Here is a 26,863-nt window from a genome sequence, read left to right as displayed (position 1 = left end):
GGTGCGAATGCGACGGGTCATTGGCATTGATGTCCACCGAACCTTCGGGGAGGTCGTATTTTGGGAGGACGGCAGGCTTCGACATGCAGGCCGCATTGATATGACACGGACTGCGCTGGAGGGATTTGGCAAGACCCTGCTGGCCAGTGATGAGGTGGTGCTTGAAGCGACCGGCAACAGTATGGCGGTCTCGCGAGTGCTGACGCCATTCGTGGCGCGGGTGATTATCGCCAATCCCTTGCAGGTGAAAGCGATCGCCCAGGCTCACGTCAAGACCGACAAGATTGACGCTGGTACGCTCGCCAGTCTGCAGGCGGCGGGCTACCTGCCGGAGATCTGGACGCCTGACGCGGAGACCGAACGCAAGCGCAGACTGGTGGCGCGGCGCTACCAGGTCGTGCGGCATCGCACGCGGCTCAAGAACGAGGTGCATTCGATCCTGCATGCACACCTGATCCCGAAGTGCCCGCATGGCGATCTCTTCAACGCCCGCGGCCGGGCCTGGTTGGCCGCTCACCAGTTGCCGGACGATGAGCGCGCGGCCATCGATCGGCACGTCCGTGAGCTGGACCGGCTGGCGGACGACCTGGCTCTGCTCGATCGCGAGATCGCGCAGGACGCCATCGAGGATTCCGCGGTCAACAGACTGATGACGATCACCGGCGTCAATCTGGCGGTCGCCGCCGGCATCGTGGCGGCGATCGGCGACATCAGCCGGTTCAACAGCCCGCAGAAGCTGGTGAGCTATTTCGGGCTGAACCCGCGGGTGCGGCAGTCGGGACTGGGAGCCGCCCATCACGGTCGCATCAGCAAGATCGGCCGCAGTCACGCGCGCGCCATGCTGGTCGAGGCGGCCTGGGCCGCGGCCAAGGCGCCCGGTCCACTGCATGCTTTTTTCGTGCGGATCCGCGCCCGGCGTGGCCATCAGGTCGCCGCGGTGGCCGTGGCTCGCAAGCTCACGGTGCTCTGCTGGCATTTGCTGACGAAGGGCGAGAATTACCTGTTGGCGCGCCCGGCGCTGGTCGCCAACAAGACCCGCGCGATGCAACTTCAAGCTGGACATCCGCAACAGAAGGGCAGCCGGCGTGGACCAGCCTATGCCTACAACATCAAGGCGCTGCGCGACCGTGAGATGTTGATTGCCGCCCAGGCGGAGCGAAGCTACGAACGATTGGTGTCGCAATGGAAACCGCGGCGGCCGAAACCCGGCGCGCGGGCGCCTCAGCTCGGCAGGACAAAATAGGCAGTCCGGTGACGCTTGCAGCCGACGCGTCACGCTTCGCCACGAGGTCGCCCGCGCCCGACAACCATAACCGCCGCTGACGGCAAGTGCCAGCCAGGAATGCAGTCCCGTTCCACGCCAGCATGCCGCCGTGCTCGGGCCGGTCAAGGCCAAACCGTGCGGTGGCCGCAAACGCGGCCAGCCTTGACCGACCCTGCGCGCGGCGGCTGCGAGATCGGTGGCCGGGACGGAAGAATGGCCCGCGGCGCGGCCGAACAAAAGAATGGACGTACGCGATTTCCGCAATCGTCATCGCGGCGGTCATAAAAAATCGCTTGTCCATCTCATCCGTGGAATTGGCGGAGTTGGCGGGGTGGGCGGAGCTGCCGGGGTCGGCGGAGCTGCCGGGGTCGGCGGAGTTGGCGGGGTGGGCGAAGCTGCCGGGGTTAGCGGAGCTGCTGGGGTTAGCGGAGTTGGTACGGGTGTGGGTACTGTCGGCCCCGCGAGTTCGATATCGGGCGTGACTCCGGGGCATTCGCCAAGTTCGATATCGGGCGTGCCTTCCGTTCATTCGGCAAAACACGGGATGCATTCTCAAAAGGGCCGCGAGCATCATCGAGCGCAAGAAGGACAGCACGAGATGCAGCAGCAGAAGGGGCGCGAGTATCATGAAGCGCTAGGACAGCACGAGCAGAAAGGCGGCAAGCATCACCAAGCGCAAGAAGAGCAGCACGAGACTGAAGCGCTAGAACAGCATGGCCGCGAGCAGAAAGGCCACGAGCATCATCAAGCGCAAGAAGAGCAGCACGAGATGCGGCAATTGTGCGGCGATCCGGACAAGGGCGTCACCGCCTGGCCGCTCGCCGAGATCGCGCAGGCGGTCCGGCCGACGCCGGAGCAGCGCGCTTTGCTCGACGAATTGAAGGCCGCGGCGGCGAAGGCTGCCGATGTGCTCAAGGAGTCGTGCACCGATACCTATGCGCTGACGCCACCCGATGACGAACCGCGTCAGCGCCACGCTCGAGGCGGTGAAGATCGTGCGGCCGGCGCTCGAGAAGTTCTATGGTTCGCTCAGCGACGAGCAGCAGGCACGTTTCAACGCGCTCGGTCCCAATATCGGCGAGCCTTCGCAACAGCAGCCCGAATGCTCAGCCCGAGAGCTGCGGCGATCCGAAATCAAGCCTGACGCAGCTGCCGATCGAACGGATCGATGCAGTGGTAAACCCGGCTGGCAAACAAAAGGAAGCGCTCGAACGCCTGGGCGACGCGACCAAACAGGCGGTTCATGGACTGCAAGCTACCTGCCCGAATGAAGTGCCGTTGACACCAGTCGGACGGCTGGAAGCCATGCAGAGGCGACTCGAAGCCATGCTGGAGGCGGCCAGTTGGGTGCAGCCCGCATTGGACGAATTCTATGCGACGCTCAGCAGCGAGCAGAAGGCCCGCTTCAACACGACGCCCCGGACCGCAAGCCAGTGATCGCCACCAGCGTTGCCTAAGCAATGATCCTAGAAACCACGCTCCGGTGCCGGTCGATGCAGGTGTGCAGCACTTCGTCCATAGGCTTCTCCCACCAGTCGTTGGAGAAGATCTCGATCTCGGAATAGCCAGCATAGCCTTGGGCCTCGACCGCAGCGCGCACCGATTTGATGTCGATGACGCCGTCGCCCATCATGCCGCGGTCGTTGAGGATGTCCTTCGTCGGCACCAGCCAGTCGCAGACATGGAACGCCAGCAGGCGGTCTTGGCCCGCGCGCGCGATCTGGGCCATCAGCTCCGGATCCATCACTAGCCTGTCGCGACTGGAAAGCCCCTGCCATGAGCAGCGCTTTCTGCCTAAGATGGCCAACGTGACGCGACCTTGGGGGCACGCATCCAAACGTCGCGCTCCTCGTCAGTCGTGAGGATCACCGGCATCGCCTTGGGATGGATCGGCTCAACCACCGCATTCGGCGTAGTCGTCAGGAAACTGTAAACGAGATGCGGACCGGGGCCGGCTTGGACTTCGTGCCGCGCTCGCCTTTGAATTCAGTCCAAATGCCCGAGAACGCCGTAAGCGGCCGGTCCTCGTTGAGCGCGAACCAGACGACATACTTTTTCTTGATCTCAGGGTTCGGCTCGGGCGCGTACTCGGCGAAGCTGTGCGCTGGCGGCATTCCGATCGGCGGCTTAGCTTTGCTTGCCCTGCATGCACGCCCGCACGAAATCTCGCATCCCAATACCTGTATTTCTCCCACCTCCACTATTAGTAAACCCGCGCTCCCTAGCAAGCGTTCTGCATTTCTCAAGCTTTTGGGGGTTCGGTGTGCCTCCTCCGGTGCCTTGCTGCGCTTGCGCAACGGTTACGCCGACACCTAAAGCCAGAGCAGCGGTCAAAATCAACTTAATCACTTCAATACTCCTTTGGTTTAATTATGAGATGGATACAAACATCCCCGGATGAAAATGTCACGCGGAGGCGAGTCGAAAATTAGGCCGGCCAAGCATCGGTTCTCCGGCCTCAGCCACAATACTCCAAGCGGAGAGCTGCGTATATTGGTGACTGACGGCCCGCCCGTGCGCGGCGGCGGTGCCATCCCCCAGCGCATGAGCGTCATCTCCGTCCCGGCCTCCTTGTTGCGGATCACGGGAGCCGGATAGTCAGGGAAGACGCCGGGCATCGGCTGCAAGTTGCCGACGTAGCGGTTCACCACGCGGAAGAGCGCGAGGGTGGCGGCTTGGTAGGTGGTGATGCTGTAGATTGCACATAAGAAACCGCCGACACACTCGACCTAGTCAATCCCTTTGAAATGGACCCGCGGAGCGGGACCGCTTGAACCGGTTTGTTAGTTGGAAACTGACCGCTCCTGATCCTTTCTATCACGCTGCCAGAGATTCTGTCTGCTGCTGTTGCTGTGGGCATGTGGTCAACGCGTCAGCGTTGTCCACCATGTCCACAGCCTTCGCGGCCTGCATCCGTTCGCGCCAGACCGCCATTGGCGTGCGATAGCCGTGCGCCTGATGAAGGCGACGATCGTTGTAGAAGGCGATCCAGCTCGCGACCCCTGCCTTGGCCTCGCGGCCGTCGGCATAGCCCTTGAGATAAATGTCCTCATGCTTGAGCGACCGCCACAGCCGCTCGATGAAGACGTTGTCCATCCAACGACCGCGGCCATCCATGGAGATCTTGATCCCTGCGCCCGCCAACGCGCCGGTGAAGGCCGCACTGGTGAATTGGCTGCCCTGGTCGGTGTTGAAGATCTCCGGCGTGCCATACTTCGCCAGCGCCTCGTCCAGAGCCGCCACGCAGAACGAGACGTCCATCGTGTTCGACAACCGCCACGCCAGAACCGCACGGCTCGCCCAGTCGATGATGGCGACGAGATAAAGAAAGCCGCGGCCGATGGGCAGTGGAGTAAGAAGCGCGAGCGCGCTTCTCCTCCCCGAACCGTACGTGCACCTTTCAGCGCATACGGCTCTCTGTTCAAGCTTGGCCCATGGCCATAGCAACATCATGATAGTGCGAGGTGACAGTGCTGCGGGCTTCCTTTCGGAGGATGTATGGATTTTCCTCCGGATTGCGCCACCGGAACTGCGCCTTCGGGCTTGAGACAAGCCGGTAAAGTGCTTTTCCGTCGGTCCCGCCGCGTTCATTCCGACCAAACACGAGCCAGGTTTTCGCCTTGCCCGGTTCCGGGGTTCGGTACCATTTCCGCATCAAAGGTTTGATGCGAGATCGGTATTTGTGCCCCAGCCAATGCGCCATTTTCCAGAACACGACATGGTCGATGCGCCGGAATACGTACGCGGTGAAGTCGGTGAACTTGTAGAACGCTGCCCATCCCGCCAGTTGGCGGTTCAGGCCGGCGATCATGTCGACCGTGCTGACACTATGATTGCCGGAGAGGGTTTCAGTGAGCCTGCGAACAAACCCCTTCGCCTTTTCCTTGGGTATCGTTGTGACGACGGACATGCGCCCGTGCGACCCTCGTTTGCGAATGATCCTGTGCCCCAGAAAGACGAAGCCGTCATTGACGTGGGTGATATGGGTTTTCTCCATATTCAGCATCAATTTCAGCTTGCCTTCCAGAAAGGCGCGGCATTCCTCGCGGATTTCCTCTGCTTGAGCTTTGGTCCCTTTTACGATCACGACAAAGTCGTCAGCGTATCGGCAGTAAGCAACCGCCGGCTTCCATTGCCGGTTCTCTCGAACCGTAATAGGGCGGCCCAGCTTGATGCCGAAGTTCCATGCCCAGCGGTCCTTGCGGGCCTTGTCGCTCAGGTATTTCGCCTCCAGCCACGCATCGAACTCATGGAGCATGATGTTGGACAAGAGCGGTGACAGCACGCCACCTTGCGGAACACCCTCGCTGGAGGCTTTAAACAGGTCACGGTCAATGTGACCTGCCTTCAGGAACCGCCAGAGAAGATCAACAAATCGCCCATCCTGCACTCGTCGCCGCACACATCTGATAAGCAGCCGGTGATGGACCGTGTCGAAGTAGCTTGCCAGATCACCTTCGATGATCCAGCGGCCCCTCGTCGTATCGGCTCCATCCTGAAGCTGTATCTTCACGGTGCGGACGGCATGGTGCACGCTCCGTTCAGGCCGGAAGCCATAGGATAGGCGATGGAAGTCGCTTTCCCAGATTGGCTCCATGGCCATGAGCATGGCTCGTTGGACGATGCGATCCGTCAGAGTCGGAATACCCAGTGGGCGTAGCTTGCCGTTGGTTTTCGGGATATAGATTCGCTTCACCGGCTGGGGGCGATAACTCTCGTCCAGCAGGCTTTTCCGCAGGTCATCCAGATGCTGATCCAGTCTGACCTGCAGTCGTTGCTTATCTATTCCGTCGATGCCCGGTGTTCGTGCGCCACTTGACGCCAGAACAATCCGAGCGGCCTCGGCAAGCCATTCCCGGTTGGCAATCAGCCGAAGGAGGCGATCGAACCTTCGGTTCGGGTCGCTCTCGGCCCATGTCGCGAGCTTGTGCTGCATTTCACTGATTATCAAAGGTCTTCACCTCGTTCGGTCAGATAGTTTGCAATCCAAGCAGTTTGAACTGCTCCCCTTCGCCATGTGGCAGGCTTTCCCTGCCGCGGACTACTACGGGAACTCCGCCAGCATGGTGGACATCAGGGTCAACTCCCTTGCGACGCAAAGCATCGTTGGCATTCCATCATGCCTTCCCTCGTTCATATACTGGACGTCATCGTATTGGTGAGGCTGCCGGTCGCAGTCTTTTCCCTTGCTTTCCGCAAGTCGATGCCGATGCCATGGTCTGGCTGCGTTCTCCCCATGACTACTCGCGAGCGTCCTTACATCTGGGCTCGCGTTCGGATGCCGGCCGTCATATCTGTCCGGCGACATCATCAGCATTCCACCTGTTAAGCCGTGTAGACGGAGGCGACATTTCAGCCCTTAGATGCGGGTAAACCGGTTCGTGTTCCTCAACCTTCCAATACTTCAGCCTCGGGGACCATCTCGGCTTAACGGCTTCGCCTCAATCCCCTTTACCTGCGGGCTACGTCACCCTGCCAGTTGACGACAGGTCACCGCCGCTTGGGCTCATGTCCCCTCACAGCAGGGGACAAGTCATTTTGTTTTCTCCCAATCCTCCTTTCTCTTTTGCATTCCAGTCATACGCTACCCCAACTGTGGGGCGAGGCGCACTGTAGGTGATGTCCATCGCCCAGACCTGGTTCGGGCGTGTGATCTCCATCCCGCGCAGCAGATACGGATAGATCTTGTGTCCAGGCTCGGGCTTGGTGGTACGCGGCCGGCGGTAGAGCGCCTCTATCCCCATCCGCCGCATCAGCGTTTTAATATGCCGGCGGCCGATCTTGCACCCCTCGGCAGCCAACAGGTCTCGCAACATTCGCGAACCGGCGAAAGGAAACTCCAGATGCAGCCGGTCGAGCCGTCGCATGATCGCGAGGTCGGCGGAAGGCACTGGACGCGGCAGATAATAGACACTGCCACGGCTGATCTTCAAAACTTCCGCCTGTTTCGTGATCGGCAGGTCGTGCTCACGGTCGATCATCGCTTTGCGCTCAGCAGGCCGGCTTTGCTGAGCGCGCCTTCTAAAAAACTGAGCGGGGCGCTGCGCGCCCCCTGTGGGATAGAAACGGGTAACCGCTAGACTGCGGCCGGAAGGGAGCGGCCGATACGATTTTGGTGGCACGTGACCCCGTCAAAAAACCTGGTCCATGGGCTGTTGCGCACTTGAGAGTGGTGACGCCATCTCGGCGATCCCGTTTAGGAATTTGAATGAATTGCGCAGCCCAGCCCTTCCGCCGGAGTCAGGAGGAGCTACAGATGAATCCCAAAAGATCGAAGTCGAAGGACGGCGGTAAGATGCCGATGGTGCACCCGAACGCGGCTGCCATCGACGTTGGCGCCACCATGCATATGGCGGCCGTTAGGGCAGATCGCGCACCGGAGCCAGTCCACAGTTTCGGTACCTTCACGGCCGATCTGCATCGGCTGGTCGACTGGTTTACGGAATGCGGCGTCGAGACCGTCGTCATGGAATCGACCAGCGTCTACTGGATTCCGATTTTCGAGCTTCTCGATGCCCGGGGATTTACCGTGTTTCTTGTCAACGCGCGCGATGCCAAGCACGTGCCGGGGCGTAAGACCGATGTCAGCGATGCGCAATGGCTGCAGCGGCTCCATTCATTCGGGTTGCTGCGGGCCAGCTTTCAGCCCAAAGGGCAGATTGCCGAACTGCGAGCCTACGTGCGTCAGCGCGAGCGTCTGCTGGAGTACGCGGCCTCACACATCCAGCATATGCAGAAGGCCTTGACGGAGATGAATCTTCAGCTCCACCACGTCGTCGCCGACATCACCGGCGCGACCGGCCTGCGTATCATACGCGCGATCCTTGCCGGCGAGCGCGATCCCGAGGCGCTGGCGTGCTTGCGCCACTACAGTTGCCACGCCAGTGCCGAGACGATTGCGAAGGCGCTCACCGGGAGCTACCGAGCCGAGCATCTGTTTGCGCTCGAGCAGGCACTTGCGCTTTACGACACCTACCACGAGAAGGCATCTGCCTGCGACGCCCGGATCGAAGCCGTGTTGAAGGAACTGAGCAACCATCGCGGACGTGGCCATGGACCAGCACCGCCGGCCTCACTGCGTCGGAATCGAACCGATCAGGCGAACGCTCTAGCTTTCGACGTCCGCGAGGCGCTGTTCGCGTTGCTGGGAAAAGACATCACCACGATCGACGGCCTCGGTTCTTACCTCTCGCTGAAGCTGATCGCTGAATGCGGTGACGACCTCTCCTCGTGGCCAAGTGCAAAGCATTTTACCTCCTGGCTAGGACTGGCGCCGAGCAACAAGGTCTCCGGCGGCAAAAGGCTCTCGTCCCGAACGCGCCGATCCGGCGGCCGGGCGGCGGCGCTTCTGCGCCTTGCTGCCGTCACCGTCGGACGCACCGATACTGCGCTCGGCGCCTTTTACAGGCGACTTTCATCGCGCATCGGTAAGGCCAAGGCAGTGACCGCCACGGCCCGCAAGATCGCAGTTCTGTTCTACAATGCTGTGCGATACGGAATGGACTATGTCGATCCCGGGGCCTCGTCCTACGAGACGCGCTACCGGACGCGAGTGGTCAACAATTTGCATCGGCGTGCCAAGGCATTCGGCTTCGTTCTCCAGCCCTTGGAGCCGAACGTCGGCGATGCCGTTTCTTAGGAATCGTTCTCCAGCGTGAGCTCCCCGATCTTGGCGTGCAGCGTTTTCACGTCCACCGCGGGCTCGCTCGTTCTGTTGCCACCGCCAGGACCAAATACCTCGGCCGCCGCTTCCTGAAGCTGTGACTTCCACTGCGTGATCTGGTTCGGGTGCACGTCGAAATGCTCAGCCAGCTGGGCCAGCGTCATCTCACCCTTGATCGCGGCTAACGCCACCTTCGCCTTGAATGCCGGTGCGTGATGCCGACGGGTTCGTCTGCTCATCGTCTCTCCTGATTCGCGGGACAATCTTGCCCGCCGTCAGGCAGAAACTCCACTTATCGCCCCGTCCAGAATTCCGGAGCCAGCTCTACTGTCACTGATTTGGTCGAGAGACCCTTTCGCTGATGCATGGTCATCCTCCTCATCGCACGTTGCGAACGTGACTAGACCGCCTCAAGTGCGGCTGAACCGAACTTGAGTGCCAGAAGTCGTTTGACCTTGATGTAGATCAACGGCAACAGGACTCGGCGTCGAAGTCCTCTTGGGGCCGCACGTCCGCTTCCGCCGAGTGCAGACATTGGTCCGGGAGGGCAGTCCGTGTTGCGGTGTGCGCGATGCGGGCTTCTTTGCAACGTCAATTGCGCGTGCAGTCGGCGAGTCCGCGACTAATAAGCTCGCGTTCGATGGCTGCGACTAAGACTCCGTCGTCTTCGATGTCTTCTTCCGCCTCTTTAGTGGCTTGGTGCCACAGAAGGAGCAAGTCGTCGTCAATGAGATGCTCGAAACGTACTGTCATTGCATGGTGCCTCCCTTGCAACGATTGAACTCTAACATCCGCTGGATACTCTGGCGATGGATGCTGCAATTCGTCCGCGGCTTGCGGCTTTAAAGTCCGATACTTCGGCTCTCGCCAATTGGCACCATATCCCAAATTGTTGGCCGCCAATCACAAGACCGTCGCTGGGACCGCGTGCTACCGCCGCGCCGCGGTCCTTTGGGCTGGCCCCAGCGGGGGGATCGCCAACGGCCCTGGTAACACCCAAAAGGTGCGCCGGGGCCGTTCGCCCCCGCCTAGCCGCCGGGTTTAATCATTCTTGCGACCAGCTTGCTGGTTGCCGGCCCTGACGGCTTGCAGCGTCGCGCCGGAGCAGATCGTGGACTGGGGATTCGTGTGGCCGATGAGACCGCGAAGATGGGTCGCGGCTAGTCGTCCTTGGAGGGGTCGTCACGTCGCGGCCCATCGAGATTTGGAAGAAAATGATCGTGGTAGAGAACGGCCGGATGTTGTCCGACCGCGAGGCCGAGATGCTGATCAACAGCCTGCGCATGGACCGCTGCCCCGACTGTCAACATCATCTGCAATCGGGGGCGCGTGGCGGGGCGGCGCAGATCCTCACATGCACGCATTGCGGTGCAAGCTTCAGCGTCGCCCCGCCGCGCTACATCACGTTCGTCCGCAGACTGAAATGATGACGCGCGACCGGCGCGATGAGCCGCAAAATGACATGATCGAAGGAGCGGCAAGGGAAATAGGATGAGACTGTTGAAGCCGGCAAGCGGCACCGCCGGTGAAGCGTGGATGCAGCTACTCTACTACCGCTAACCCTCCGACATAGGGTGAATGCTATCGCCGACGAGACGCTAGCGCGCTGGTTCGTTGCAACAAACCGTTTACCGTAGCCGCTTTGGGGGATGTCCCGATCGCTGTTGAACTACGCCGGGCCGACGTTGCCGGAATGAATGTTACGCGGCCCTCGTGACGTGGGCAACGGGCTTGATCGTCATGCGATCGTGGTGAGCTTGAAGGGCCGCACGCAGAACCGACAATTGCTTATACGCCTTCAATCGTCGGAAGCCCTTGTTGGCCTCGATCATGCCGGCCGCGACCCAGCGCAAGGCCATACCAGCATCCCGCCAGCGTTTGACGTTGCGAGCGACGCGGCGAATGGTGCCCATCATGTTCTCGGCGATGTTGGTACAGGCGAGCGATCGACGAAGCTCCTTCGGCAGCTTCAGCCGGACGACAATCAGGATTTCATCGAGGCCTTCAAGGATGCTGGCCGCTACGCCGGGCCATTGCTGGTCGAGTCGACGCGCGAGATTGCGGATCAATTTTTCAGCCTTGTCGGCGTCATCGAGCTCCCAGGCCTGGCGCAGCACCCGACGGGTGGCCGCATGATGCTCTTTCGGCAGGCGTTCCATGATGTTGCGCGCCTTGTGGATCTGGCAGCGCTGGATCGCAGCGGCCGAACCGAAGGTGCGGCGGATCGCCTTCGACAACGCCTTCGCGCCGTCGGCGATGAACAGTCTTGGCACCGTCGGGTCGAGCCCGCGCGAGACCAGGTTGTCCAGCAGGGCCTGAACCGTTGCGGCGTTCTCGGTCGCCCCTTCCACCAGCGCCAGCGGATGCTTGTTGCCTTCGCCGTCAACCCCGATCGCGGCCACCAGCACGAGATCGTCGCCGAGATGCAGCCCGTCGATTTGGACCACCAGAAGGTCGAGCGCGGACAGATCGGCAGCCATGAAGTCGGCCAGCCGCGCCGCCGACAGCGCGACGAACCTCCGCGAGGCCGCCGACTTCGAAACCCCCGATCCGGGCGGTGCCGGCACGTCACCCTCGGGCAGCCGGACAGCGCGGCCGAACCGGCGCGTCGACACATTGATCAGCATCAGGTTCATCGCCCAGCGACCGAGCCAATCCTCCTGCGCCGCCGTTTCCCAGCTCGGGATCGTGACCTCGCGGCCGTCCACGCCCCGGACCCGCGGGCGCTCGACCTCGATCTTGCCGCCGTGGAAGCCGATCCGGCCCCGCGTTCGGCCCCAACGGTGCGCCTGCCGCCCCGCATCGCGACCGTGGCGCGGCCCGCAGGCCGCCGTGACATCCGCCTCCATCATCGTGCCGAGCGCCTCGATCCCTGCCGCAAGGCAGAACCGATCGAAGCTCGCCCGCACTTCTGCAAACGCTTCGTCCACAGCCCCGGTCGCCGGCGAACCAGCCGGTGTGATATCTCTCGTCATGGCGTTGCTCTCCTTTGTGGAATCAGCACCCCGAGCCTACCGGCTCAAGGTGGGCAACGCCGACATCTTCAGAAATTCAACAGAACCCGGGACATCCCCCCGCTTTGGCGCAACGCATGGGCCTTTTCCTTACACTTTGGTTAGCGCAGACTGTCGTATGGAATTGGCATTTCAATTTTTGATTCCCGGATTGGGCGCGTTCTTCGATTGCGCCCTTGCCCCAGCTGTGAGGTGACGGAATGAGAAAGCACTTTGAGGGAAGTGATCCACTCTTTGGCGGCGACCATAAGCTTGGATTGGGTGATCTGTTTTTTGATTCCAGCTCGTCGATCGATAGTTTTAATTTCTTCCCAGACCCGGACGTCCCATCTCAGGTAACGCTTCAGGTTCACGCCACGACGACGTCGACGTCGCCCACAAGCCACCTTGTCAACAGTACATCGTCGATCACCGATGTCGACTATCATTGGGACGGTATAACCTTCGCGCAGAGCGGCGGGTACTATCCACCGGACAACGCTCTCGCAGCAGGAGCGTACATCGTCATTACGGCCGAGAACGACGCGATCCAGTTCGCGACTTTGCAGGGCACCGCCGCGCAAACGGAATCTCTGAACACGTTCTTCAGCCCCGTGCTGAGTTCGGGATACTTCCTCACCGACCCCAGGGTGCTCTACGATGCCACCCATCACCAATTCGTGGTCGCTGTCGATGAGGTGAGCAACACTCTGAACAGCAGCTACGTCCTCCTGGCCGTCTCGAAATCTGATTTGACGACCACATCGCTCTCGTCGGCCAATTGGCTGTTCGAGGCGGTTTCAACCACGTACACCTTGAATGGTCTGACGACTTGGTCGGACCAACCACTGGTCGCCGTGGACGGACACAACATCTACATCTCGACCAACCAGTTCACGCCCTCCTCGTCGGGGACATTTCAGGGTACTGCCGTCACGATTTTGGACGACGGCTTGTACAGCGGCAGCTCATCCGCCGTTCTCAGCACGAAGAACTACGCGGCGCCATCCTACCAAACGGCGGAAATCGTCGGCGGGGGGACGTATTACGGGGAATATTTGGTCTCCAATACGCATAACAGCCTGAGCATATTCGAGTCGCTCAACGGAGCGAGCACTAGCCCGGTCACGGTCTCTCTCGACAACATCGATTTCGGCAACGGCAGTTATTCCGTCAGTCAATACGGCACGAAATACAAGCTGGATGCCGGCGACGGCAGAATCACCAGTGCTGCCTACGATTCGGTCAATCAAAAGCTGTACGTCGTGTTCGAAGGACAGCCGCACAATACACCTGCGACTCCGTCGGTCGAGTGGGTGCAACTCGATATGACGACCTTCAATGCCTCGGGAGGAACGACCGCTCCAACCGTCCTGCACAGTGGCAATCTGAATAGCCTTCTGCCAACAACAGGGGCAACGGCCGGAGCGGCGACGTTCAACGGATCGGTGGCGGTCGATGCCAACGGAGACGTCCTTTTCAATTTCAACGTGAGCGGTTCACATATGTACCCTGCCGATTATTTCACTTTTTGGAAGGGGGCCGGGGGCGCGACGTCGAGTACGATGCCAAGTCTCGCCACGCCAATCGACTATCATGACAGCGTGGCGGCCTATATCGATCCGGGGCGCGACCCTGTCGCTCGCTGGGGCGATTACTCGACTGCAACCTTCGATCCCGCGCATGCCAATGGATTCTATATTTCCAATGAGTTCGATAATGGGAAGTCTTTCATTTATTCGAGCTGGGGCACGTCGGTCGACCACGTACTGGTGTGACTCGCACTGGCTCGCCGGTGGCCGCTTAGTCAGCACTTAACGACGACAAAAAGGCGAGTCGTGTGTTGGCTGTCTGCGCAGCCCATTGGGCCATGCCCGCGAAAGACCTTCAGGGCTCGTTGTCAATCATCGGGGGTTCGGCCGAGTGCCTGTCTCCGAGCATACGATCATGATGATGTTGGCTTCGGCCAAACAACTCGTGTGGGGCGATCGAGGTGTGCGGGACGGCTCGGCTTGGAGCAATCGCTCCGGTCTTCAGATCAGCGAGCTAGAGGGAAAAACTGTAGGCATAGTTGGGCTCGGCTACATCATCGCTCGGAAGCTGAAATATGGGCTCAATTGCCGCGTCCTTGCATACGATCCATACGTCAACCCGAGAGTTGTTCGCCTAGTTGATGCGCAAATTGTGAAAGACCTTCATGCGATTGCTTCCGGAATGCCAATTCCTTGTGTTGGTACCCGAGCTAACTCCGGAAACGCGCGGCTTAATCGGAGCGAAGGAGCTGGCCGCCTTGCCGAAGGGCGCCATTGTTCGTCAATACAGGGCGTGGGCACGTGCTCGATTTCGATGCGCTTAATGATGCTCTGGAAAATGATCAACTCTTTGCGGCGGCTATCAAACTGGCCAGAAGGCGACCTTCTATCAATGTCAGCTTTTAGTGCTAAGTGGGCCGCAGTTTGGCTTTGGGGCCGTTATCTATCTGTATCTGGGGTCCTTATGGTTACTGCTGTCCGAAAAGGCTGTCGTTCCCCGCTCGTTACCCCAAATCTTGTTCCCCGCCCGCCTTGGATGCTCGCGAAAATACTCATTCCGCTGTGTGAAGTACCGGTCGATCGCCCCCTTCGCTTCTCCCACAGATGAGTAGTCGCTATTGTGAAGAATGGCACGCGCCATTCCGCTGAAAACTGCTTCGACGACGTTCAAGAATTGCGCGCCCGCGGGCAGCGGTGCGGTCTCGACCCGAGTAGAACCCGTCACCTCCGCCATCACATTGTTAGATGCGATCCGGTGCGCGAGTTGCTTGGACATATGCCAGGAAGCCGCATCCCACGATAGATACAGCCGCGACAAGTGACGATTTCGAGCGAGCAGCAAGTCCAGCAGCTTGATTATTTCTGCGGTGTTCTTCTTGCCTGAATAAAAATGGGTAACTTGATTAGTGGAAAGCTCGAGGGCAGCGGTGATGATCACAACTCCCTTCGATTTTTGCCACTGAGGCACGGTCGCGCTCTCGCCCGGAGCTACGAGCTTGCGTCCACCGCGCTTCAAGTCCGCGACTGGCCCAAATTCATCAATCGAGAAGAACCCCTCATCCTCCCTCAAGCCTTGAAGAATGGACTTCACGCTAGCAAGCTTAGTGCAATACTCGGGGTCTCTGCTTGTTAGGACCTGCTTGGCTTTCATCCATCGATATCCTGCCTCCTGAATGATGGATTGAATGTCCCGGTTGCTCAGCATGACGCCTATCGTTTTCAGGGCTTGCTGGAGGTCGGTACGCTTCCATGTTGCTCGAATGAAGCCAAAATCGGATGGCGGAGAATGCAGTATTCTGAACACCGCCTCTTTTGCTTGGGTGGCTTCGGCTTCTGACTTCACCCGGTGCTTCGGGCCACGTCGTTGCGGGAACAGATCACTTGTCAGCCCGCTCGTCCGATAGCGGTTATAGTACTTCCGGAAGGTCTGCGAGCAGGTCCCATGGCACTCGTAGAAGTCGCGCACGTTGCTGAATGCTGCGGACCTTCCTGTCTTCACAGCCTCATATTGCTCAATGAGCATGCGCCATTGGCGAAGGTAATTTCTTTCAACTGTTCGATCGGCTCTCATTGACACGCTCCCCATCTAAATCACAAGAGGAAGCCGAGCCCGCAAAACGATGACAAGGCGGTCCAGGCTGAGCGGGAGCATGGACGCTATTGATGCAAAAGCGGAAGATTTTCGATAGAGGTCGTCTAAGGGTCCATGTGTGGACGACGCCCACGTTGCAAGAAGAATCTGACGTTCGGCTGGCGGTCGGGTGCAAGTCATGTGTCCGGCCTGTTTGCGCGGCACCATGACCGCTGGCCCTGATGTAGTCCGCGGATCAGGTCCCAATCATTTTCACGGGCTTTAATGCCCATGACCCAGAAGCGGGTTGTCCCGATCGACGGCTCGACCGTTTCGCATCACACCATCATCACCCTCGCAATTCGATTGTCCTGCTCCGCCGTCGCCTCACGCTCCCATTGCCAAGCCCCTTCAGGTGGCTGCAGCAAGCTCCGGCGCGCGATGGTATCCTCCCTTGGCCATGATTGCCCAGGCGATGCGCGCCATCTTGTTGGCAACGGCAACGGCGACGAGCTTGGCCGGCTTCCTGGCCAGCAGCCTTATGATCCAGGGATGCTTTTGCGGATGCCGCCGAGCGTGTTGAACAACGGATGTTGCACCGATCACGAGCAACCGTCGAAGGTAGCGATCTCCCTGCTTGGAGATGCCTCCGAGCCGCTCCTTGCCCCCGGTCGAGTGCTGCCGCGGCACAAATCCGATCCATGCTGCAAAATCCCGACCGGATTTGAAGTTACTCGGGTCTGTGACAGTAGAAGCGATGGCCGTGGCCGCGATCACGCCTATGCCCGGCACGGTCTCGATGCGGCAGCTCATATCATTGGCACGATGATGGGCGTGAATGGCGCGATCCAGAGCCCCGATCTGCAATTCCAGCGCAGCGAGTTGATCGACAATGGCCTGCAGCGCCTGCTTCATCGCAGACGGAAGAGCTTCGCGATTACTCTCGTCCGTGATGATCTCGGCAAGCTGCGCGAGACCTTCGCGTCCCGTCTCCGCAACGAGGCCGAACTCGGCAAGGTGGGCTCGGAGCGCATTGATCAGCTGCGTGCGCTGACGGATTAAAAGATCCCGCGTTCGATGCAACATCAGCAAGGCTTGCTGATCGGCCGACTTGATCGGCACGAACCGCATTGATGGGCGTGTCACGGCCTCACAGATGGCGGCTGCGTCGGCCGCTTCGACCGTTTGACATAGCCCTTTACGTAGCTCGGCGGAGACGGACGGTGTGACCGAGCTTGGAGACTTCACGCGCCCAATGATGCGCGGTTCCGCAGGCTTCCAAGCCGACCAGGCAAGGGGAAATCTTGCTAAAGAAGTCAATGACCTGCTTGCGCCGCAACTGACGAATGATGACGACCTTGCCCGCACTATCCACGCCGTGCACTTGGAACACGTTCTTGGCGAGATCAACGCCGATGGTGCTAACCTGCATGTGGACGACCCCCCTCCGGTGATTCGTGGTTCAACGATCACCCTTTGGCACATTCGATGCCGGGAGCGGGCGTCGTCCACCACATCATTTTCGACGGTTTCATCAGGGATTGTCGGCAGGTTGTTGTCCGCTTCTGTGGTCCCGGGCACTAATTCTGCACTTGGAGCAAGCGGGCGACCTTGAGGTCTAGGGGTTCGTCCTCGTCACCTTCGTAATCTTCCTCCGGGTCCTATCCCCAGTGGAAGCCACCCTCCATGCAGCTCCCCCAACGCGGCCGCCCGCATTCGTCCGCGGCTGCCTGCGCCGCCCCGCAAGACGGGAACGTCGCAAGTCGGCCAAACTCAAGAAGGGGCGCACCATCGCGAAGCGCGATCCACTCTCCATCCGAGTCTTGCTGCACCCGAAACTCTCCGAATGGAGTTTGCTTCAGAGATAGGCACGGCAGCCCGTCCTGGCTCCTGGAGGTGTACACCAGCTCTCAAGGGGGCTCACACTTCATGCAGCAGCGCTCGAACTGCTCCAGGGCCTCCTCCAGCTCCCAGGCGGAAAAGAGAAAGCGGCGCTGAAGGGGGGATGTCCCGATCGCTGTTGAACTACGTCGGGCCGACGTTGCCGGAATGAATGTTACGCGGCCCTCGTGACGTGGGCAACGGGGTTGATCGTCATGCGATTGTGGCGAGCTTGAAGGGCCGCACGCAAAACCGACAATTGCTTATGCGCCTTCAATCGTCGGAAGCCCTTGTTGGCCTCGATCATGCCGGCCGCGACCCATCGCAAGGCCATGCCGGCATCCCGCCAGCGTTTGATGTTGCGCGTGACGCGGCGAATGGTGCCCATCATGTTCTCGGCGATGTTGGTACAAGCGAGCGATCGACGAAGCTCCTTCGGCAGCTTCAACCGGACGACAGTCAGGATTTCGTCGAGGCCTTCGAGGATGCTGGCCGCTACGCCGGGCCATTGCTGGTCGAGTCGACGCGCGAGATTGCGGATCAATTTTTCAGCCTTGTCGGCGTCATCGAGCTCCCAGGCCTGGCGCAGCACCCGACGGGTGGCCGCATGATGCTCTTTCGGCAGGCGTTCCATGATGTTGCGCGCCTTGTGGATCTGGCAGCGCTGGATCGCAGCGGCCGAACCGAAGGTGCGGCGGATCGCCTTCGACAACGCCTTCGCGCCGTCGGCGATGAACAGTCTTGGCACCGTCGGGTCGAGCCCGCGCGAGACCAGGTTGTCCAGCAGGGCCTGAACCGTTGCGGCGTTCTCGGTCGCCCCTTCCACCAGCGCCAGCGGATGCTTGTTGCCTTCGCCGTCAACCCCGATCGCGGCCACCAGCACGAGATCGTCGCCGAGATGCAGCCCGTCGATTTGGACCACCAGAAGGTCGAGCGCGGACAGATCGGCAGCCATGAAGTCGGCCAGCCGCGCCGCCGACAGCGCTACGAACCTCCGCGAGGCCGCCGACTTCGAAACCCCCGATCCGGGCGGTGCCGGCACGTCACCCTCGGGCAGCCGGACAGCGCGGCCGAACCGGCGCGTCGACACATTGATCAGCATCAGGTTCATCGCCCAGCGACCGAGCCAGTCCTCCTCCGCCGCCGTTTCCCAGCTCGGGATCGTGACCTCGCGGCCGTCCACGCCCCGGACCCGCGGGCGCTCGACCTCGATCTTGCCGCCGTGGAAGCCGATCCGTCCCCGCGTTCGGCCCCAACGGTGCGCCCGCCGCGCCGCGTCGCGACCGTGGCGCGGCCCGCAGGCCGCCGTGACATCCGCCTCCATCATCGTGCCGAGCGCCTCGATCCCTGCCGCAAGGCAGAACCGATCGAAGCTCGCCCGCACTTCTGCAAACGCTTCGTCCACAGCCCCGGTCGCCGGCCAACCAGCCGGTGTGATATCTCTCGTCATGGCGTTGCTCTCCTTTGTGGAATCAGCACCCCGAGCCTACCGGCTCAAGGTGGGCAACGCCGACCTCTTCAGAAATTCAACAGAACCCGGGACATCCCCGCTGAAGGTCGCATACCGGATAGGGTTGACGCTCGGTGATGTAGATGCGCGCGATAGTTTGGCCGCTCGCCCGTTATGTCGGCGTGATATCTGTGTCGTTCTAGGACGTGGGTCATGGTTACACCTTGACGCTGATGATCATGGGATCCGCCTGGCCGTCGCTTCTCGAATTGCCGAATGTCTTCTGTGAGACGAACGAGGCCGCCCGCGGCTCGGCCGCCCAACCGCGACCGGTCGCACCATGGTGAGGCGCCCGTCGCCAAACCGATGTCGTACTGGCGAAAAGCCCATCTGCCGCAGACAGGGCCCCAGCCTTTGGCGAATCAAGCAAAGGGCCACCGTCGGCGCGGCTCATGGCGTACGCGAGCCAGTTCGCCGAGAACTCGTTGCCAAGGACCGGGCCGATAGCAGCCAGCGGGATGCCGAAGCCCTCCCATGGTGACCGGATCGGCCGGCGGATGTTAGCCGGAGCGACAAGGTTGAGGCGCTCAAACAGCGGCCGGTCGGGCGCACCGAGCGTGTAGATTGTAACCGCGCTTCTGCGGTGACGCATGCCGTCACCGCAACAAACGGCGGGAAATGATTGGTTCTGTACTCGACCCTCAGCCATTCTGGGTGCGATCGGCGTATCCGCCACCAATCTGTATTCCCGGCGCGAGCAGCCCCTTTCCGGATATGTGATTGAGCTCCAACCTGGTGCCGTCGGGATCCTCGAAAAGCACCGAGTAGTAGCCAGGCGCAAAGCTGTCTTCGCGCGGTGGGTGCACAATGTGCGCACCCATCTTGATTAGGAAGTTATAGGCCTCATCCACGTCGGCACGCTCACGAGCGCGAAAGCAGTGATGATTCAATCCGACCGAGCCTTGACGAAATCGTTGTCCAACATATTCAGCAGCCGGGGCATGAATACCGAAGCCTGTGCGACCACCTACACAATAGAGACGCCTGCTCTTTGCAAGGCATCAAGATCACCCTTTACCCAACGCTTTCCAAAGTCGCTCTTTCAGCCAACTATCCGAGTCCTCACATCTTTTTACGGAAGCAGCGTTCCTGCCTGGCCTGGCGCACTTGCAAGCGCTGCGATCGTTGTCACTCGAACTACTAGACTTGTGATCCAACGTCTATTCGCGCACCATGCCGCTTTGCAGGTTCGCGTTTGATTGTCCACCCCGCGCAATCCACGAAGAGATTGTAAATGTGGGATCGACCTCAAGCAGACGAGCCGCCGCGTCACGCGCCTCAGCGTAACGTCCGAGGCGGAAGTCGCCAGGATCCGCCGCCATCCCCAAACGATCAGCGCCTCAGGCCCACCAGCCCGCACTCTTATGCCCGGCGCCCGCGGACTTCATCATAGCGGCCCCGACTGCAAGCGGCTCGATATCCATGAGGAAGGGCTGTGCCGGCGACATGCGCTTGTACAAAGCTTCTGTGAGGTATTGGCGCTGCACCAGCTGCTGGGGGAGATCGCGCCGCGTATAACTCAGATGCAGAACGCGCCTGTTCTTGCCGCTCGTGTTCACCGTGCCCGCGTGCCAAAGCGAGGAATTGATGATGATGATCGAGCCCTTAGGGGCGGTCACCTTGATCTCACGGGGGTGAGGGGCTGCGAGATCCTTTGGTACGCGAGCCCTTTCCTCGCTGGTCAGGGGCGCCGAGTCCCAATCCGCGCGGTTCACCGCAGGCACGTTGATCGGCTGCCACTTGTGAGAGCCCGGCACCACGCGCGTCGGGCCATTATCCAATGTCATGTCATCGAAGGTGATTATGCCGTTCGAGACCCACCAGTCGTCGCCGAACTTTTTGGGAACATCGGTATGGAGATCCTGGTGCCCCTTGCCCTTGGCCGGATTGCGGAGGTTGGCTCCGTGCAACTTGAATTCGCCAAGGAGGTGGGCCGATGCGGCAAGCATCGGCTTGATTGCAAGGCAAGGGTCGTAAGTGGATGTTTTGTTGAATATGTTCGAAACCCGCGGCGCTCCCGGCTCGATATGGACTTCGTGGCCGCCCTTATCTCCCTCCATCGCGTGCAGGCGGTCGAATTCCTCCGCCATCGCTGCACATTGTTGCGGCGTGAAGACTCCTTCCACAATGAAAAACCCGTCGTCATCGAGGGAGCGGCGCTGCGCATCGGTGAAGTCCGTGGCGGTGACCCCGAGATCATGAAGCGCTTGCTTGGTATACATATTGTTATCCTTCCAGAGCGTGACAGCGTTTCCCAATGTACTGGCGTCGCTCTTGCGTCCGTGCCAGGCTCGAAAAATGAAGGCTGGTCACGCTAACAACGATCGCGTATCGAGGCAAGCAAATGGCTGTTACAGGTGGTCGGCCGAGTAAGAATGTGCTCGCGGGATTGGCGGTCAATATGGTCAAGGTAATAGGACTCACCAGCGGATCGTCGTTCGACGGCATCGACGTGGTGGCTGTCGAAATCGAAAATGGACCAGATGTCTGCTTATGACCGGTAGCGAGCCTAAGACACTTAGTGAGAAAGATCATGAGTTTCTTCGAGCGGCTAAAGGAAGCTGCATCCGCCGAGTGGCGGGCCTACACCGAGCATCCCTTCACGAACGGGTTGGCAGACGGTTCACTCGCCGAAGCGGCGTTTCGTCACTACCTAGTTCAGGACTACCTGTTCCTCATCGAGTTCGCTCGCGCCTACGCGCTCGCCGTCTATAAGTCGCTAAAGCTGACTGACATGCGCGAAGCGGCTGCCGGCCTCTCGGCCATTCTCGACATCGAGATGAACCTGCATATGAAGCTCTGCGCCGGCTGGGGCCTGTCGCCCAGCGATCTTGAACAAACCCCTCCGGCGGTCGAGATGCTGGCCTATACACGCTACGTGCTCGACGCGGGAATGCGCGGTGATCTGCTGGCACTCAAGGTGGCGCTTGCCCCCTGCGTGATCGGCTACGCAGAGATCGCGACGCGGCTCGCCTCGCGACCCGATGCGCACGCTGCAACAAACCCCTATCGCGTTTGGATCGCCGAGTATGCCGGTGCACCATACCAGGAGGTCGCGGCGAAAGCGCTGGCGCATCTCGACGGTCTTGTCGATCTCTATGCCACGCCGGCCCGTGAGGCAGAGCTGATCGTGATCTTCAAGGAGGCCACCCGGCTCGAAGCCGATTTTTGGGAAATGGGCTGGCGCGCTGGTACGACGTCCGTTCACTAGGGCAAAGTGGGCGTCACTTTGATGTCCTTGTGCCGAGACCAAAAACCCCGACCATGCGTCTTCCAAACATGAAAGAGGTCGTCGACATATAACTCCCGCAGGGCATCACGCGGTGCACGACCAGGGCCACCTGCCCAGCCTTTGAGGTAACGGCCCCGCGCATCGCGACCGGCCGCTCAGATGACGAAGCTACTTGCGCGGTGTTGTCACTCGGTGTCGCAATACGCCGCCTGATCCTGGCCCTGCCCGCGATGGCCAACGCGTGATCGATCTTCACAGTGGCCTCCATCGCCTTGGCAGTAACTGCTAATGCATTACGCCGAGAACCCGCCAATCAAACCCATCTCAGCGTCGGGCTTTGTAACATTTTCAAAGCTTTAAGACCAATCAGGATCGATTCGTTAGGCGTGAAGAGAGCTGATGGAGTAAGGCCATCGTGGTCTCCCATGGACATGACTACCGAGGGCCGTTCGTGACCGGCCCCTTTGCGGAGCACTTCTGATACACGTTGAGAGTCATGAACTCAGAACCGATGGAAATACGATTCGAATCGTCTGAGCGAAGGATCAAATTCGAGGATGTGGGTTGGGTCTGCCCTCGCCAGACGCACCGCAAACGAGCAGAATAAGTTGGCCTGTTTGTGCCGGGCGTTTCGCTCACATTGATAACACTGCATGAAGTCTGCGAGCTTGTGTAGGATTTGCCTGACAGAGTGATGATCGAGTGATCTTCCGCGTTGGCACAGGCATCGGCGTTTGGCGCCCATGCGCCCCAGAAAGACTTCGGAATCTCCGCGAGCCGTTTCACATCGGCGAGAGCCGGGCGTGATCTGATCAGTATCGTGGCGGACACATCGACACTAAGCGCGATGATGATGCCGCTGGCGTATTTCATGCTCATGGCAACTCGCTCCTTGCTATCCGAGTTATTCATCGCGTCATCGTCCAAGGCGGCGAGGTCTGTTGTGGGTCTTGGCCGCGTGAAAACGTTTCAATGCGGGGGGCGCCGCTTTGAACAGCCCCATGGGGTTCCGGATTGACGCCGAAATGGCATAATTTCCGGCGAGGCGCCGGAAGCCAGCCCGATGGCTTGCCCGAGCCGCTGTGATCGATGATGAGGTTGGCGGCACGCGCGCGACAGCGCTCCTGCCTCATGCCTGAATCGCCGCGATCAGCGCACCAGCACCCATGATGTTCATCACGCGCGTGAGATTGTAGGCGAGCACGTGCAGCGCCATCTCAGTGGCGACTTTCGGCAAGCGCTTCGTCAAGAAGTGCGCCGCGCCCATGCGCATCTTCAGCGTGCCGAACGGATGCTCGACCGTCTCGCGACGGCGACGCATCGCCTGAGGATCAGCGTCGAGCCGCCTCTGGGCATCCTCCATGACGTGCTCATGCTCCCAACGAGAGATGACGCGGTTTTTGGCCGTGGTGCAGCGCGCCTTCAGTAGGCAACTCCCACAAGCTTTCGTGACGTAGCGCCGAATGGTGCGTTCGCCATCCACTGTTGTGAGCCAATATGCCAGCAACTCGCCAGCCGGGCAGCGATACACATCCTGTTTGGCCAGATAGGCGAAGTCGTGCTTTCCAAACTTGCCCTTCGCCTCCATGCCGGTCGTGTTTGGCTTCGGTAGAGTCACAAGGATATCAGCGTCGGCGCAAGCCTTGATCTCCTCGCCTGTGTAATAGCCGCGATCGGCCACCGCCTCGAGCTTGTCGACGCCGAGCACGGCCTTGGCCTGTTTGCCCATGTTTGCCAGTTGAGCGCGATCCGAGCCGCTATTCGTTACTTCGTGCGCGATGATGAGGTGATGCTCGGTATCTACGGCAACCTGCACATTGTAGCCAACGACGCCCGAGCCACGGCCACTCGTTGCCATGGACCGACTGTCGGGATTGGTCAGCGAGATCTGTTGATCTGGTGATGCCAGCATCGCCTCTTCGTAGGCTTCGAGCTTGTGCATCTCGCTCTTGAGCTTGGTGAGCTTTTCCTTCAGATGCGCCGTCTTCGCGGCGAGAGTCTCAGATGGCTCCTGCAGATCTGCCGTGTCGAGCTGTGCGAGATAACGCGAGACGCTCTCCTCCAGTTGCTGGCGACGGCGCTCGACCTTGCCCTTTGTGAAGTTCTTGTCACGCGTGTTGACCGCCTTGAACTTCGATCCGTCGATGGCGACGCTCGCCTGCGTCAGCAATCCCATCCGCCGGCAAAGCTCAACGAACTTCGCGCACACCTTCCTGATACCGAGGCCGTTGTCGCGACGAAAGTCGGCGATCGTCTTGTCGTCGGGCGAAAGCCGTTGTAACAGCCAGATCACCTCGAGATTGCGTCGTGCCTCCCGCTCCAGCCGGCGGCTCGACTGGATGCGGTTGAGATAGCCGTAGATGTACAGCTTGAGCAGCACCGCTGGATGATAGCCGGGTCGCCCGGTCGCCGACGGTTCGATGTCCTCAAAACCCATCTCGTCAAGATCAAGTGCTTCGACAAACGCATCGACAACGCGAACAGGATTGCTCTCACCGACCCAATCATCGAGGCATTCCGGCAACAACGTCGATTGATTGCGATCCGCGCCTTCAATGAACCGTCGCATCGACCGTCTCCGAAAAACCCAGAGACGATCTCTATCTGACTCGTTGTTTTCACGCAGCCAGGGTCAATCTCGACATTCTCGCAGTTGGCCGGCGAGATCCGATTGCGATAAGCGCTCACTCGAAATGGACGGCGAGCCAGACCGTTGGCTGTTGTGGCTCCGTCCACTCGACGCGATGGCGTTTCCTTGCAGGGATGAAGACGTAATCCCCCACGCCCAGCGATCGCGCGGCAAGCTCGCGTTCGAACTGCAATGTGGCGCGCCCTTTCAGCACGATCACCCACTCGTTCCGCGCCTGATCATACCAGAAGCCCGGCGGACTAGTTTGCCCCTGCGATATAATGCGCTCGATCTTCAAGCCAGGCTGCGCGAGGATTTCGCTGAACGCCTCTGGCGGCCGAAACATCCGCCACATCCGCGAATAGATTGCCTGGCTGGATTGTCATCGATATTCGCACGCCTTTCCAGAGCCGAATTACCTACAAGCCCACGTAGCGCCCCATTCAGGTCCGTTCAACGGAGCATAGCAGACTGGATTTGCTCACGTTGAGTTCTTCGCATTTTGTGAAGAGGTCGGCGTTGCCCACCTTGAGCCGGTAGGCTCGGGGTGCTGATTCCACAAAGGAGAGCAACGCCATGACGAGAGATATCACACCGGCTGGTTGGCCGGCGACCGGGGCTGTGGACGAAGCGTTTGCAGAAGTGCGGGCGAGCTTCGATCGGTTCTGCCTTGCGGCAGGGATCGAGGCGCTCGGCACGATGATGGAGGCGGATGTCACGGCGGCCTGCGGGCCGCGCCACGGTCGCGATGCGGGGCGGCAGGCGCACCGTTGGGGCCGAACGCGGGGCCGGATCGGCTTCCACGGCGGCAAGATCGAGGTCGAGCGCCCGCGGGTCCGGGGCGTGGACGGCCGCGAGGTCACGATCCCGAGCTGGGAAACGGCGGCGCAGGAGGATTGGCTCGGTCGCTGGGCGATGAACCTGATGCTGATCAATGTGTCGACGCGCCGGTTCGGCCGCGCTGTCCGGCTGCCCGAGGGTGACGTGCCGGCACCGCCCGGATCGGGGGTTTCGAAGTCGGCGGCCTCGCGGAGGTTCGTCGCGCTGTCGGCGGCGCGGCTGGCCGACTTCATGGCTGCCGATCTGTCCGCGCTCGACCTTCTGGTGGTCCAAATCGACGGGCTGCATCTCGGCGACGATCTCGTGCTGGTGGCCGCGATCGGGGTTGACGGCGAAGGCAACAAGCATCCGCTGGCGCTGGTGGAAGGGGCGACCGAGAACGCCGCAACGGTTCAGGCCCTGCTGGACAACCTGGTCTCGCGCGGGCTCGACCCGACGGTGCCAAGACTGTTCATCGCCGACGGCGCGAAGGCGTTGTCGAAGGCGATCCGCCGCACCTTCGGTTCGGCCGCTGCGATCCAGCGCTGCCAGATCCACAAGGCGCGCAACATCATGGAACGCCTGCCGAAAGAGCATCATGCGGCCACCCGTCGGGTGCTGCGCCAGGCCTGGGAGCTCGATGACGCCGACAAGGCTGAAAAATTGATCCGCAATCTCGCGCGTCGACTCGACCAGCAATGGCCCGGCGTAGCGGCCAGCATCCTCGAAGGCCTCGACGAAATCCTGACTGTCGTCCGGTTGAAGCTGCCGAAGGAGCTTCGTCGATCGCTCGCTTGTACCAACATCGCCGAGAACATGATGGGCACCATTCGCCGCGTCACGCGCAACGTCAAACGCTGGCGGGATGCCGGTATGGCCTTGCGATGGGTCGCGGCCGGCATGATCGAGGCCAACAAGGGCTTCCGACGATTGAAGGCGCATAAGCAATTGTCGGTTTTGCGTGCGGCCCTTCAAGCTCGCCACAATCGCATGACGATCAACCCCGTTGCCCACGTCACGAGGGCCGCGTAACATTCATTCCGGCAACGTCGGCCCGACTTAGTTCAACAGCGATCGGGACATCCCCTAATGTTGCGTCTTACACCGCAATCAATAATGTTGCGTCGAAGGGGCGGCATTCGGGACGCCTCGACTGGCAAAGTTACGCCCGAAAAATTTCACTAGTTCTTCAGCGTGAGAAATTGCTCACGTGCTTTTCAGTGTCCCTGCCCGTAACGAACTTGCTTGAACCCAAGTTTTACTGGTGCA

Annotated in this window: 22 protein-coding genes and 8 pseudogenes; 13 read left to right on the top strand and 17 right to left on the bottom strand. The window is 60.4% G+C overall.

The annotated features are described in order from the left end of the window. Nucleotides 1-25: 25 nt before the first annotated feature. From QA640_RS45930 to QA640_RS45920, 4 genes and pseudogenes are all read left to right on the top strand, one after another. Nucleotides 26-1,243 (top strand): IS110 family transposase, encoded by a 1,218-nt coding sequence (locus QA640_RS45930; RefSeq protein ID WP_283043876.1) that lies wholly within the window; start codon nt 26-28, stop codon nt 1,241-1,243. Between the two features lie 262 nt (nt 1,244-1,505). Next, nucleotides 1,506-2,186 (top strand): annotated as a pseudogene (locus QA640_RS45925) (hypothetical protein); the annotation flags it as partial. Nucleotides 2,187-2,217: 31 nt separating this feature from the next. Further along, entirely contained in the window at nt 2,218-2,535 is a 318-nt protein-coding gene (locus QA640_RS48530; RefSeq protein WP_349253787.1) for a Spy/CpxP family protein refolding chaperone, read from the top strand. Beyond that, entirely contained in the window at nt 2,438-2,701 is a 264-nt protein-coding gene (locus tag QA640_RS45920) for a Spy/CpxP family protein refolding chaperone (protein ID WP_283043847.1), read from the top strand. Before QA640_RS48530 ends, QA640_RS45920 begins: the two co-directional genes overlap by 98 nt. 16 nt (nt 2,702-2,717) lie before the next feature. Here QA640_RS45920 and QA640_RS45915 read toward each other — a convergent pair. The 6 genes and pseudogenes from QA640_RS45915 to QA640_RS45890 all read right to left on the bottom strand — a co-directional run. After that, nucleotides 2,718-3,005 (bottom strand): annotated as a pseudogene (locus QA640_RS45915) (TIM barrel protein); the annotation flags it as partial. Between the two features lie 53 nt (nt 3,006-3,058). Continuing rightward, nucleotides 3,059-3,366, bottom strand: a pseudogene (locus QA640_RS45910) (SOS response-associated peptidase family protein); the annotation flags it as partial. Between the two features lie 336 nt (nt 3,367-3,702). Continuing rightward, nucleotides 3,703-3,912: pseudogene (locus tag QA640_RS45905) on the bottom strand (SOS response-associated peptidase); the annotation flags it as partial. A gap of 169 nt (nt 3,913-4,081) precedes the next feature. Then, a pseudogene (locus QA640_RS45900) lies at nt 4,082-4,627 on the bottom strand (DDE-type integrase/transposase/recombinase); the annotation flags it as partial. Nucleotides 4,628-4,685: 58 nt separating this feature from the next. Beyond that, entirely contained in the window at nt 4,686-6,215 is a 1,530-nt protein-coding gene (gene ltrA, locus QA640_RS45895) for a group II intron reverse transcriptase/maturase (RefSeq protein ID WP_283037730.1), read from the bottom strand. 661 nt (nt 6,216-6,876) lie between these two features. Then, nucleotides 6,877-7,293 (bottom strand): annotated as a pseudogene (locus QA640_RS45890) (IS3 family transposase); the annotation flags it as partial. Nucleotides 7,294-7,520: 227 nt separating this feature from the next. Between QA640_RS45890 and QA640_RS45885 the strand changes: the two are divergent. Continuing rightward, a complete protein-coding gene (locus QA640_RS45885) occupies nt 7,521-8,903 on the top strand; it encodes an IS110 family transposase (protein ID WP_283037969.1) in 1,383 nt (460 codons plus the stop codon). Nucleotides 8,904-8,905: 2 nt separating this feature from the next. On the opposite strand, the pseudogene QA640_RS45880 reads toward QA640_RS45885, so the two are convergent. Both QA640_RS45880 and QA640_RS45875 read right to left on the bottom strand, forming a co-directional pair. Further along, nucleotides 8,906-9,166, bottom strand: a pseudogene (locus QA640_RS45880) (transposase); the annotation flags it as partial. Nucleotides 9,167-9,518: 352 nt separating this feature from the next. After that, on the bottom strand, nt 9,519-9,680 hold the full coding sequence (locus QA640_RS45875) for a hypothetical protein (RefSeq protein ID WP_283043846.1): 162 nt from the start codon (nt 9,678-9,680) through the stop codon (nt 9,519-9,521). Nucleotides 9,681-10,165: 485 nt separating this feature from the next. Between QA640_RS45875 and QA640_RS45870 the strand changes: the two genes are divergently transcribed. Beyond that, on the top strand, nt 10,166-10,354 hold the full coding sequence (locus tag QA640_RS45870; RefSeq protein ID WP_283043845.1) for a hypothetical protein: 189 nt from the start codon (nt 10,166-10,168) through the stop codon (nt 10,352-10,354). Between the two features lie 273 nt (nt 10,355-10,627). Here the strand turns inward: QA640_RS45870 and QA640_RS45865 are convergent, their stop codons facing one another. Then, nucleotides 10,628-11,902, bottom strand: coding sequence for an IS256 family transposase (locus tag QA640_RS45865; protein ID WP_283041378.1), 1,275 nt, complete (start codon nt 11,900-11,902; stop codon nt 10,628-10,630). A gap of 239 nt (nt 11,903-12,141) precedes the next feature. Between QA640_RS45865 and QA640_RS45860 the strand changes: the two genes are divergently transcribed. From QA640_RS45860 to QA640_RS48525, 3 genes are all read left to right on the top strand, one after another. After that, nucleotides 12,142-13,698 carry a hypothetical protein gene (locus QA640_RS45860; RefSeq protein WP_283043844.1) on the top strand — a complete coding sequence of 519 codons (1,557 nt, stop codon included), beginning with the start codon at nt 12,142-12,144 and terminating at the stop codon, nt 13,696-13,698. A 419-nt stretch (nt 13,699-14,117) separates the two neighbouring features. Then, a complete protein-coding gene (locus QA640_RS45855; RefSeq protein ID WP_283043843.1) occupies nt 14,118-14,276 on the top strand; it encodes an NAD(P)-dependent oxidoreductase in 159 nt (52 codons plus the stop codon). Continuing rightward, nucleotides 14,254-14,358: a hypothetical protein gene (locus QA640_RS48525; protein WP_349253786.1), complete on the top strand. Its 105-nt coding sequence runs from the start codon at nt 14,254-14,256 to the stop codon at nt 14,356-14,358. The genes QA640_RS45855 and QA640_RS48525 overlap by 23 nt, the downstream gene beginning before the upstream one ends. A 37-nt stretch (nt 14,359-14,395) precedes the next feature. Here the strand turns inward: QA640_RS48525 and QA640_RS45850 are convergent, their stop codons facing one another. After that, complete coding sequence (locus tag QA640_RS45850) at nt 14,396-15,523, bottom strand: IS630 family transposase (RefSeq protein ID WP_283043842.1); 1,128 nt, start codon at nt 15,521-15,523, stop codon at nt 14,396-14,398. A 411-nt stretch (nt 15,524-15,934) separates the two neighbouring features. Beyond that, nucleotides 15,935-16,805: pseudogene (locus QA640_RS45845) on the bottom strand (IS110 family transposase). On the opposite strand from QA640_RS45845, the gene QA640_RS45840 reads away from it, so the two are divergent. After that, nucleotides 16,749-17,138 (top strand): hypothetical protein, encoded by a 390-nt coding sequence (locus QA640_RS45840; protein WP_283043906.1) that lies wholly within the window; start codon nt 16,749-16,751, stop codon nt 17,136-17,138. The pseudogene QA640_RS45845 and the gene QA640_RS45840 overlap by 57 nt on opposite strands. A 441-nt stretch (nt 17,139-17,579) precedes the next feature. Here the strand turns inward: QA640_RS45840 and QA640_RS45835 are convergent, their stop codons facing one another. The 3 genes from QA640_RS45835 to QA640_RS45825 form a co-directional block, all read right to left on the bottom strand. Further along, nucleotides 17,580-18,854, bottom strand: coding sequence for an IS256 family transposase (locus QA640_RS45835; RefSeq protein WP_283041364.1), 1,275 nt, complete (start codon nt 18,852-18,854; stop codon nt 17,580-17,582). A gap of 701 nt (nt 18,855-19,555) precedes the next feature. Next, a complete protein-coding gene (locus QA640_RS45830) occupies nt 19,556-19,765 on the bottom strand; it encodes a VOC family protein (protein WP_283043841.1) in 210 nt (69 codons plus the stop codon). Nucleotides 19,766-20,254: 489 nt separating this feature from the next. Continuing rightward, nucleotides 20,255-21,136, bottom strand: a complete 882-nt coding sequence (locus QA640_RS45825; RefSeq protein WP_283043840.1) for a phytanoyl-CoA dioxygenase family protein — start codon at nt 21,134-21,136, stop codon at nt 20,255-20,257. A 122-nt stretch (nt 21,137-21,258) separates the two neighbouring features. Between QA640_RS45825 and QA640_RS45820 the strand changes: the two genes are divergently transcribed. Both QA640_RS45820 and tenA read left to right on the top strand, forming a co-directional pair. Continuing rightward, complete coding sequence (locus QA640_RS45820) at nt 21,259-21,411, top strand: hypothetical protein (RefSeq protein ID WP_283043839.1); 153 nt, start codon at nt 21,259-21,261, stop codon at nt 21,409-21,411. 36 nt (nt 21,412-21,447) lie between these two features. After that, nucleotides 21,448-22,125: a thiaminase II gene (gene tenA / locus QA640_RS45815; protein ID WP_283043838.1), complete on the top strand. Its 678-nt coding sequence runs from the start codon at nt 21,448-21,450 to the stop codon at nt 22,123-22,125. Nucleotides 22,126-22,581: 456 nt separating this feature from the next. Here the strand turns inward: tenA and QA640_RS45810 are convergent, their stop codons facing one another. The 3 genes from QA640_RS45810 to QA640_RS45800 all read right to left on the bottom strand — a co-directional run bounded on the left by QA640_RS45810 (nt 22,582) and on the right by QA640_RS45800 (nt 25,121). Further along, nucleotides 22,582-23,025, bottom strand: a complete 444-nt coding sequence (locus QA640_RS45810) for a hypothetical protein (protein ID WP_283043837.1) — start codon at nt 23,023-23,025, stop codon at nt 22,582-22,584. A gap of 250 nt (nt 23,026-23,275) precedes the next feature. Next, on the bottom strand, nt 23,276-24,715 hold the full coding sequence (locus QA640_RS45805) for an IS1182 family transposase (protein WP_283043836.1): 1,440 nt from the start codon (nt 24,713-24,715) through the stop codon (nt 23,276-23,278). Between the two features lie 115 nt (nt 24,716-24,830). After that, nucleotides 24,831-25,121 carry a cupin domain-containing protein gene (locus tag QA640_RS45800; RefSeq protein ID WP_283043835.1) on the bottom strand — a complete coding sequence of 97 codons (291 nt, stop codon included), beginning with the start codon at nt 25,119-25,121 and terminating at the stop codon, nt 24,831-24,833. A 230-nt stretch (nt 25,122-25,351) separates the two neighbouring features. Here QA640_RS45800 and QA640_RS45795 point away from each other — a divergent pair, with 230 nt between their 5' ends. Continuing rightward, the gene (locus tag QA640_RS45795) at nt 25,352-26,626 is read left to right on the top strand and encodes an IS256 family transposase (protein WP_283043834.1); all 1,275 of its coding nucleotides are present in this window, start codon (nt 25,352-25,354) and stop codon (nt 26,624-26,626) included. Nucleotides 26,627-26,863: the final 237 nt, after the last annotated feature.

The organism is Bradyrhizobium sp. CB82 (genome assembly GCF_029714405.1).
Lineage (GTDB): Bacteria > Pseudomonadota > Alphaproteobacteria > Rhizobiales > Xanthobacteraceae > Bradyrhizobium.
This window is presented reverse-complemented; position numbering and strand designations above follow the sequence as displayed.

Excerpts from the sequence above, each read along its gene's own strand:
- QA640_RS45865 (WP_283041378.1), bottom strand. The coding sequence starts at position 11,902 with ATGACGAGAGATATCACACCGGCTGGTTCGCCGGCGACCGGGGCTGTG.
- QA640_RS45860 (WP_283043844.1), top strand. The coding sequence starts at position 12,142 with ATGAGAAAGCACTTTGAGGGAAGTGATCCACTCTTTGGCGGCGACCAT.
- QA640_RS45885 (WP_283037969.1), top strand. The coding sequence starts at position 7,521 with ATGAATCCCAAAAGATCGAAGTCGAAGGACGGCGGTAAGATGCCGATG.
- QA640_RS45825 (WP_283043840.1), bottom strand. The coding sequence starts at position 21,136 with ATGTATACCAAGCAAGCGCTTCATGATCTCGGGGTCACCGCCACGGAC.
- QA640_RS45835 (WP_283041364.1), bottom strand. The coding sequence starts at position 18,854 with ATGACGAGAGATATCACACCGGCTGGTTGGCCGGCGACCGGGGCTGTG.
- QA640_RS45850 (WP_283043842.1), bottom strand. The coding sequence starts at position 15,523 with ATGAGAGCCGATCGAACAGTTGAAAGAAATTACCTTCGCCAATGGCGC.
- QA640_RS45800 (WP_283043835.1), bottom strand. The coding sequence starts at position 25,121 with ATGTTTCGGCCGCCAGAGGCGTTCAGCGAAATCCTCGCGCAGCCTGGC.
- QA640_RS45855 (WP_283043843.1), top strand. The coding sequence starts at position 14,118 with ATGCGATTGCTTCCGGAATGCCAATTCCTTGTGTTGGTACCCGAGCTA.
- QA640_RS45810 (WP_283043837.1), bottom strand. The coding sequence starts at position 23,025 with ATGAGCATGAAATACGCCAGCGGCATCATCATCGCGCTTAGTGTCGAT.
- QA640_RS45870 (WP_283043845.1), top strand. The coding sequence starts at position 10,166 with ATGTTGTCCGACCGCGAGGCCGAGATGCTGATCAACAGCCTGCGCATG.
- QA640_RS45795 (WP_283043834.1), top strand. The coding sequence starts at position 25,352 with ATGACGAGAGATATCACACCGGCTGGTTGGCCGGCGACCGGGGCTGTG.
- QA640_RS45820 (WP_283043839.1), top strand. The coding sequence starts at position 21,259 with ATGGCTGTTACAGGTGGTCGGCCGAGTAAGAATGTGCTCGCGGGATTG.
- QA640_RS45875 (WP_283043846.1), bottom strand. The coding sequence starts at position 9,680 with ATGACAGTACGTTTCGAGCATCTCATTGACGACGACTTGCTCCTTCTG.
- QA640_RS45805 (WP_283043836.1), bottom strand. The coding sequence starts at position 24,715 with ATGCGACGGTTCATTGAAGGCGCGGATCGCAATCAATCGACGTTGTTG.
- QA640_RS48530 (WP_349253787.1), top strand. The coding sequence starts at position 2,218 with ATGACGAACCGCGTCAGCGCCACGCTCGAGGCGGTGAAGATCGTGCGG.
- tenA (WP_283043838.1), top strand. The coding sequence starts at position 21,448 with ATGAGTTTCTTCGAGCGGCTAAAGGAAGCTGCATCCGCCGAGTGGCGG.